This is a genomic window from Desulfovibrio sp. 1188_IL3213 (assembly GCF_036763145.1).
Taxonomy (GTDB): Bacteria; Desulfobacterota; Desulfovibrionia; order Desulfovibrionales; family Desulfovibrionaceae; genus Desulfovibrio.
In genome coordinates, this window is the sequence record NZ_JBAIYR010000694.1 from 1 (window position 1) to 768 (window position 768).

Here is a 768-nt window from a genome sequence, read left to right on the forward strand (position 1 = left end):
TTCGCGGCGCGCGGGGTATGCGGCGGAAAAACCGCCGGACCGCGCCGGGGCGCGGAGCACACTGTACGGCCTGTTTACTTGGGCTGCAAGACAAATACGCCTTTATCATTGACCGTATAGGTGCGGTAGAATTCGCCCACGCGGTCGCCCTTGGCGTCAAAACCCAGGCTGCCGGAAAGGCCCGGCATGTCCTTGAGATTCTTGAGCCATGCGGCCATGCTCTCGGGCTTGTCGTTGCCTGCGGCCAGCGCGGCTTCAATAACCTTGAAGGCGTCGCCCGCCAGCACGGCCCATACGGAAACAGGCACGGTACTGTATTTGGCCTTAAAGGCTTCAAGAAAAGACCGGGCTTCAGCGGTGTCCATATCCTGCGGCAGGGGCGGGCTGATAAAGAAGTAGCCCTCGGCCGCCTCGTTGCCCGCTATTTTCACCAGGTCCTGATGGTTGGCGGCATCGCCGCCCATCATGGGTACGGCCCAGCCCATTTCCTTTTTCTGGCGCAGCAGCATGCCCGTTTCAGGATAGTAGCCGGTAAAGAACACAAGGTCGGGACCGGCAGCCTTGAGCTTGGTCAGAATAGCCGTGTAATCGCGCTCTCCGGGGGTGAGGGCGTCATAAAAAACTACCTTCACGCCGTCCTTTTTCAGAACGGCCCGGGTTTCTTCGGCCAGGCCCTTGGCGTAAGAAGAGTTGTCATGCAGAATCGCCACGGCCTTGTAGCCGCCCTTGACAACGGCGCCGGCCGCCGCGCGGCCCTGGGCGTCGTCA

The 768-nt window shown here is 61.1% G+C and carries 1 protein-coding gene; it reads right to left on the reverse strand.

What is annotated here, in order from left to right; translation table 11 throughout:
* Positions 1 to 74: 74 nt before the first annotated feature.
* Positions 75 to 768, reverse strand: a 694-nt coding sequence (locus tag V6C16_RS14595) for a branched-chain amino acid ABC transporter substrate-binding protein (RefSeq protein ID WP_333543608.1), incomplete at its 5' end; no start/stop codon positions are given.